Source organism: Cupriavidus sp. FW305-26 (assembly GCF_058787975.1).
Window position 1 is genome coordinate 53,004 of the sequence record NZ_JBYTAH010000049.1, and the last position, 6,692, is coordinate 59,695.

The window sequence follows — 6,692 nt, forward strand, 5'->3', positions numbered from 1 at the left end:
CCTTACGTTGGGTTGCTATTTTACAGCACGCGGCGGAAAACGCCGGCGGCGCCCCGCGCGGCTGTCATCGGCAGGCATCGGCTCAGTGGATGCCCAGCTCGATAAACAGCTCCGTATGCCGTGCTTTCTGCGAGGAAAACCGCAGCCGCGTGGCGCTGATCACGTTGCGCAACTGCTCCAGAGCATCGTCGAAGACCTCATTGATGATGACGTAGTCCGACTCCGAGGCGTGGGCCATTTCACTGCCCGCCGCCAGCAGCCGGCGCACGATCACATTGGGCTCGTCCTGGCCGCGTTTTTTCAGGCGCTCTTCCAGCGCCGTCAGCGACGGCGGCAGGATGAAGATCTCGACCGCGTTGGAAAAGCGCTGGTGCACCTGCTGCGCGCCCTGCCAGTCGATTTCCAGCAGCACGTCGTTGCCCTGCGCCATCTGCTGCTCGATCCACACGCGCGAGGTCGCGTAGTAGTTGCCGTGGACCTCGGCCCATTCCAGGAAGTCGCCGCGGTCGCGCGCGGCGCGGAACGCGTCGACCGTGACGAAGTGGTACTCGCGCCCGTCCTGCTCGCCCGGGCGCGGGGCGCGTGTGGTGTGCGAGATCGACAGGCGGATGGCCGGGTCCTGCGACAGCAACTTGTTGACCAGCGTCGACTTGCCGGCTCCTGACGGCGCCACCACCATGAAGAGGTTGCCGGGGTAGACGGTATCGATGGCAGTGTGTGGCGCGGATTGAGGCGTTGGGCTCATGATGATTCTTTGGTGATTCCTTGGGGCTGTCTTTATTCGAGATTCTGGACCTGTTCGCGCATCTGCTCGATCAGCAGCTTGAGCTCCATCGAGGCATCGGCCAGTTCCTTGGCGGCGGCCTTGGAGCCAAGCGTGTTGGCCTCGCGGTTGAGCTCCTGCATCATGAAGTCCAGGCGCTTGCCGGCCTGGCCGCCCTTCTTCAGGATATGCCGGGTCTCGTTCAGGTGCGCCTGCAGCCGCGACAGCTCTTCGGCGATGTCGATGCGGATGCCGTAGACGGTGGCTTCCTGGCGGATGCGCTCGGCGATCTCGTCGCGGCTCATCGACGGCATGCCGGTGGGCGCGGCCAGGTTGAAGGCTTCCTGCAGGCGCTCGGTCAGCTTTTCCTGGTGGTGCGCGATCAGCTGCGGGATGGTCGGCGTCAGGCGCTCGACGATCGCCAGCATGGCGTCGATGCGCTCCATCAGCGTCGCCTTGAGCGCGTCGCCTTCGCGGCGGCGGGCTTCCAGCAGCTGGTCCAGCGCCTCGCGCGCGGCGCCCAGCACCGCCTCGCGCAGTGCCTCCTGCGACAGTTCCGGCTCGACCAGCACGCCCGGCCAGCGCAGGATCTCGCCCATGCGCAGGGTGCCGGCGCTGGCGAAGGTGGCGGCGACGGTGGTTTCCAGCGCGCGGATCTGCGCCAGCAGCCCCTCATTGAGGGCCAGGGTGGCGCCGCCGGTGTCGGTGCGCTGCAGGTTGATGCGGCACTCCAGCTTGCCGCGCGACAGCTCCGCCATCAGCATCTCGCGCAGGGCCGGCTCGAACGCGCGGCACTCTTCCGGGGCCCGGAACAACAGGTCGAGGAAACGCGAATTGACAGTGCGGAATTCCACCGAAACGGACGCGGAGCGCCCGCTGGGCTCGCCTTGCGCGTTGGTCAATGGCGCCTGGCGCGTCGCCAGGCCATAGCCTGTCATGCTGTGGATCATTGGATGTTCTCGTGAATGGCGGCGGCCCCGGGCTGCTGGCGACCGGCGGGTCCCGCCTCGAGCGCCCCGTACGGGATTCCGGGGAGCTCTCAATACGTTGAAAGGAGGGCAACAATGCCCTTATTTGTGTTCTTTACAAGTGACCGATTAGCCCGGACAATCCGGAGGCAAATCAGGTCCCTATTCCCATGACAGAGCCAAAGGGCACGACACAACCGAAGAGTGCACCGCTGCCCGTCGGCACGCTGTTGTCCAACTATCGTATTGTAAAGAAGTTGGCCAGCGGGGGGTTCAGTTTCGTCTACCTGGCCACCGACGATACCGGCGCACCGGTTGCCATCAAGGAATACCTGCCGGCGTCGCTGGCGCGGCGCAACCCGGGCGAACTGATCCCCGTGGTGCCCGAGGAAAACGCCGCCGCGTTCCGGCTGGGCCTGAAGTACTTCTTTGAAGAGGGCCGCTCGCTGGCCCGCATCTCCCATCCCAGCGTGGTGCGCGTGGTGAATTTCTTCCGCGAGAACTCCACCGTCTACATGGTGATGAACTACGAGCTCGGCAAGACGCTGCAGGAGCACGTGCTGGCCGCCCGGCAGCAAGGCGGCCCCAAGGTGCTGCGCGAGCATTTCATGCGCAAGGTCTTCCACGACCTGATGAGCGGCCTGCGCGAGGTCCATATCCACAAGCTGCTGCACCTGGACATCAAGCCCGGCAACATCTACCTGCGCGAGGACGAATCCCCGATCCTGCTGGATTTTGGCGCCGCGCGGCAGACCCTGACGATGGAAGCGGCCCGCTTCCAGCCGATGTACACCCCCGGCTTTGCCGCGCCCGAGCTCTATGGCAAGCATTCCGACCTGGGCCCGTGGACCGATGTCTACAGCCTGGGCGCCACGCTCTATGCCTGCATGGCCGGCATGCCGCCGCAGGAAGCCAACCAGCGCGAAAAGGAAGACCGCATGGGCGATGCCCTGGCGCGGCTGCGCAGCAGCTACACCAACGGGCTGGTGGACCTGGTCGAATGGTGCCTGCGGCTGACGCCGGCCGAGCGCCCGCAGAGCGTGTTCCGGCTGCAGAAGGAGTTGCGCGAGCAGACCAACGCCCTCGGCGAACAGGCGCTGGCGCCGCAGACGCAAGCCCCGGCCCTGGCGCCGGCGGAGCGGCCCGCGGCGACATCGCGCTTCCTGACCCTGCTGCGCCGGCGTGACGAACCCGTCCCCGGCGCGAGCGTCGACTGAATCACAAATCTGGCGCCCCACTTGCGGCCAGTCCACTGAATTCCCTGAAAGCCAACATGCGATTCTCTGTCTACCAGGAAAGCAGGAAAGGCGGCCGCCGCGTCAACCAGGACCGCATGGGCTATTGCTTCACGCGCGACGCGCTGCTGATGGTGCTGGCCGACGGCCTGGGCGGCCATGCGCACGGCGAGGTCGCCGCGCAGCAGGCGCTGCAGACGCTGGCGCGCCAGTTCCAGGTGCAGGCGCGGCCCACGGTGCGCAACCCGGCCGAGTTCCTGCAGGACACCATCATGCTGGCCCACCGCGAGATCCACCGCTATGCCGAGGCCAACCAGATGGCGGACGTGCCGCGGACCACGGTGGTCTGCTGCCTGGTGCAGCAGGGCCAGATCTACTGGGCCCATGCCGGCGACTCGCGCTATTACCTGCTGCGCAAGGGCCGGCTGCTGACGCGCACGCGCGACCACTCCAAGATCGAGAACCTGCTGCAGCAGGAACGCGTGCTGCCGATGCATGTGGCCAACCACCCGGAGCGCAACAAGCTCTACAACTGCCTGGGCTCGCCCAACCTGCCGCTGATCGACCTGGGCGGCCCGGTGCGGCTGGAGCCGGGCGACGTGGCCCTGCTCTGCTCCGACGGCCTGTGGGGCGCGCTCGAAGAGCCCGCGCTGGTGGACAAGCTGTCGCGCCTGTCGGTGGTGCAGGCGGTGCCGGCGCTGATCGAGCAGGCGCTGCAGAACGCCGGCGAAGGTGCCGACAACACCACCGGCATCGCCATGATGTGGGAACTGGACAGCAATGCGGCGGGGCAGGATTCGGTCATGACCGACACCCTGCCGCTGAACGCCTTCACCACCTCGATCCTGGAGCGCACCGGCACTGACAGCGACCTGCTGTCCGAAGAGGAGATCGAGCGCTCGATCGCAGAGATCCGCGCCGCCATCGACAAGACCAGCAACCTGATGCGGTAATGCCCTCCCCGCGTGCGATGCGGCGCTCAAGGGCTGGCGGCGTTAGAATCGCGGTCTCTCCCCGATTCGGACAAACCATCCCATGCGACCCAGCGGCCGCGCAGCCGATGCGCTGCGTTCCATCAGCCTTACCCGCCACTACACCCGGCACGCCGAAGGCTCTGTCCTGTGTGCCTTTGGCGACACCAAGGTGCTTTGCACCGCCAGCGTGCTGGCCAAGGTGCCGCCGCACAAGAAGGGCAGCGGCGAAGGCTGGGTCACGGCCGAATACGGCATGCTGCCGCGCGCCACGCATACCCGCTCTGACCGCGAGGCCGCGCGCGGCAAGCAGACCGGCCGCACCCAGGAAATCCAGCGCCTGATCGGCCGCGCCATGCGCTCGGTGTTCGACCTGGCGGTGCTGGGCGAATACACCGTCCACCTGGACTGCGACGTGCTGCAGGCCGACGGCGGCACCCGCACCGCGGCCATTACGGGCGCCTTTGTCGCCGCCCATGACGCGGTTTCGACCATGCTGCGCGACGGCCTGATCGCGGCCAGCCCGATCCGCGACCATGTTGCCGCGGTCTCGGTCGGCATGGTCGACGGCGTGCCGGTGCTGGACCTGGACTACGCCGAGGACAGCAGCTGCGACACCGACATGAACGTGGTCATGACCGGAAGCGGCGGCTTTGTCGAGGTGCAGGGCACCGCCGAAGGCGCACCGTTCAGCCGCGCCGACCTGGACGCCATGACGCGCCTGGCCGAAGCCGGCATCGCCCGCCTGGTGCAGCACCAGCGCGAAGCGCTCGGCCTGGCCTGAGCAGCGGGACCCGCGATGCAACGCCTGGTACTGGCTTCCAACAACGCCGGCAAGCTGCGCGAATTCGGCGCGCTGCTGGCCCCGCTCGGCTTTGACGTGGTGCCCCAGGGCGAACTGGGCATTCCCGAGGCCGAAGAGCCCTTTGCCACCTTCGTCGAGAACGCGCTGGCCAAGGCCCGCCATGCCAGCCGGCTGGCCGGGCTGCCCGCGCTGGCCGACGATTCCGGCATCTGCGTGCAGGCGCTGGACGGCGCGCCCGGCGTCTATTCCGCGCGCTATGCGCAGATGGCCGGGCAGGCCAGGTCGGATGCCGCCAACAATGCGCACCTGGTCTCGCAACTGGCCGGCAAGCTGAACCGCCACGCGCACTACTACTGCGTGCTGGTGTTCGTGCGCCATGCCGAAGACCCCTGCCCGATCATTGCCGAAGGCCTCTGGCACGGCGAGGTCGTCGACGCGCCGCGCGGCGCGGGCGGCTTTGGCTACGACCCGCACTTCCTGCTGCCGCACCTGGGCAAGACCGCCGCCGAGCTATCGCCCGAAGAGAAGAACACGGTCAGCCACCGGGCCCAGGCGCTGCGCGCGCTGGTGGCACGGCTGCAGGCCGATGCCGCGCAAAGCGCCACCCGATGATCCCGATGATCCCGATCGTACCGGTCTCCGCGTCCGTGCCCGTGGACAGCAAGCAGCTCTGGCTCAAGCCCGGGCAGATCAGCCTGCCCGGCTCGCCGCCGCTGTCGCTGTACGTGCATATCCCGTGGTGCGTGCGCAAGTGCCCGTATTGCGATTTCAACTCGCACGCCGCACCCGGCGCCGACAACCACGAGATCCCGGAAGACATCTACCTGGACGCGCTGCGCGCGGACCTGGAGCAGTCGCTGCCGCTGGTGTGGGGCCGGCCGGTGCATACGGTCTTTATCGGCGGCGGCACGCCCAGCCTGCTGTCGGCGGCAGGCATGGACCGGCTGCTGTCGGATATCCGCGCGCTGCTGCCGCTGGATGCCGACGCCGAGATCACGATGGAGGCCAACCCCGGCACCTTCGAGGCCGACAAGTTCGCCAGCTACCGCGCCAGCGGCATCAACCGGCTGTCGATCGGCATCCAGAGCTTCAACGACCGGCACCTCCAGGCGCTCGGGCGCATCCACGGCGGTGCCGAAGCGCGCAAGGCGATCGACATCGCCCAGGCCAGCTTCGACAACATCAACCTGGACCTGATGTACGCCCTGCCCGGCCAGACGCTGGATGAATGCCGGCAGGATGTGGAAGCCGCGCTGTCGTACGGCACCACGCACCTGTCGCTGTACCACCTGACGCTGGAGCCCAACACCCTCTTCGCCAAATTCCCGCCGGCGCTGCCGGACGACGACAGCGCGTACGAGATGCAGGACTGGATCGAAGCGCGCACCGCTCAGGCCGGCTACCGGCACTACGAAACCTCTGCGTACGCAAAGCCGCATCGCGAGGCGCGCCACAACCTGAACTACTGGCGCTTCGGCGACTACCTCGGCATCGGCGCCGGCGCGCACGGCAAGCTGTCGTTCCCGCATCGGATACTGCGCCAGATGCGGCACAAGCATCCGGCCACCTACATGGAGCGGGCGCTGGCCGGCAATGCCGTGCAGGAAGCGCGCGATGTCGGCGCCGACGAGCTGCCGTTCGAGTTCATGCTCAACGCGCTGCGCCTGACCGACGGCGTGCCGGCATCGAGCTTCCACGACTACACCGGGCTGCCGCTGCATACCATCAGCAAGCAGCTGGCCGAGGCGGAAAAGAAGGGGCTGCTGGAAGCGGACCTGACCACCATCCGCGCCACCGAGCTGGGCCGGCGCTTCCTCAACGACCTGCAGGAGATGTTCCTGAAGGACTGAGCGCGAGCGCACGCCGGTAGCAAAAAAATGGTTCTTCACCGATTTCCGGGGAAGGCCGCCCGGATCTTCAAGAAGAAGTAGTGGTCATCACGGAAGCCAT

At 67.2% G+C, this 6,692-nt stretch carries 7 protein-coding genes; 5 read left to right on the forward strand and 2 right to left on the reverse strand.

Annotated elements, in window-relative coordinates; translation table 11 throughout:
- Positions 1 to 82: 82 nt before the first annotated feature.
- Positions 83 to 745, reverse strand: coding sequence for a guanylate kinase (gene gmk / locus AC3WQZ_RS24000; protein ID WP_010809225.1), 663 nt, complete (start codon positions 743 to 745; stop codon positions 83 to 85).
- Between the two features lie 32 nt (positions 746 to 777).
- Positions 778 to 1,713 carry a YicC/YloC family endoribonuclease gene (locus AC3WQZ_RS24005; protein WP_010809226.1) on the reverse strand — a complete coding sequence of 312 codons (936 nt, stop codon included), beginning with the start codon at positions 1,711 to 1,713 and terminating at the stop codon, positions 778 to 780.
- A gap of 188 nt (positions 1,714 to 1,901) precedes the next feature.
- Between AC3WQZ_RS24005 and AC3WQZ_RS24010 the strand changes: the two genes are divergently transcribed.
- The 5 genes from AC3WQZ_RS24010 to hemW all read left to right on the forward strand — a co-directional run bounded on the left by AC3WQZ_RS24010 (position 1,902) and on the right by hemW (position 6,592).
- On the forward strand, positions 1,902 to 2,948 hold the full coding sequence (locus tag AC3WQZ_RS24010) for a serine/threonine protein kinase (protein ID WP_011614808.1): 1,047 nt from the start codon (positions 1,902 to 1,904) through the stop codon (positions 2,946 to 2,948).
- A 56-nt stretch (positions 2,949 to 3,004) separates the two neighbouring features.
- A complete protein-coding gene (locus tag AC3WQZ_RS24015; RefSeq protein WP_011614807.1) occupies positions 3,005 to 3,919 on the forward strand; it encodes a PP2C family protein-serine/threonine phosphatase in 915 nt (304 codons plus the stop codon).
- 82 nt (positions 3,920 to 4,001) lie between these two features.
- Positions 4,002 to 4,721 (forward strand): ribonuclease PH, encoded by a 720-nt coding sequence (rph, locus tag AC3WQZ_RS24020; protein WP_492301385.1) that lies wholly within the window; start codon positions 4,002 to 4,004, stop codon positions 4,719 to 4,721.
- 15 nt (positions 4,722 to 4,736) lie between these two features.
- Entirely contained in the window at positions 4,737 to 5,354 is a 618-nt protein-coding gene (rdgB, locus tag AC3WQZ_RS24025; RefSeq protein ID WP_010809230.1) for an RdgB/HAM1 family non-canonical purine NTP pyrophosphatase, read from the forward strand.
- Between the two features lie 5 nt (positions 5,355 to 5,359).
- Positions 5,360 to 6,592, forward strand: coding sequence for a radical SAM family heme chaperone HemW (gene hemW / locus AC3WQZ_RS24030; RefSeq protein WP_062804639.1), 1,233 nt, complete (start codon positions 5,360 to 5,362; stop codon positions 6,590 to 6,592).
- Positions 6,593 to 6,692 lie beyond the last annotated feature (100 nt).

Excerpts from the sequence above, each read along its gene's own strand:
- rdgB (WP_010809230.1), top strand. The coding sequence starts at position 4,737 with ATGCAACGCCTGGTACTGGCTTCCAACAACGCCGGCAAGCTGCGCGAA.
- hemW (WP_062804639.1), top strand. The coding sequence starts at position 5,360 with ATGATCCCGATCGTACCGGTCTCCGCGTCCGTGCCCGTGGACAGCAAG.
- gmk (WP_010809225.1), bottom strand. The coding sequence starts at position 745 with ATGAGCCCAACGCCTCAATCCGCGCCACACACTGCCATCGATACCGTC.
- AC3WQZ_RS24010 (WP_011614808.1), top strand. The coding sequence starts at position 1,902 with ATGACAGAGCCAAAGGGCACGACACAACCGAAGAGTGCACCGCTGCCC.
- rph (WP_492301385.1), top strand. The coding sequence starts at position 4,002 with ATGCGACCCAGCGGCCGCGCAGCCGATGCGCTGCGTTCCATCAGCCTT.
- AC3WQZ_RS24005 (WP_010809226.1), bottom strand. The coding sequence starts at position 1,713 with ATGATCCACAGCATGACAGGCTATGGCCTGGCGACGCGCCAGGCGCCA.
- AC3WQZ_RS24015 (WP_011614807.1), top strand. The coding sequence starts at position 3,005 with ATGCGATTCTCTGTCTACCAGGAAAGCAGGAAAGGCGGCCGCCGCGTC.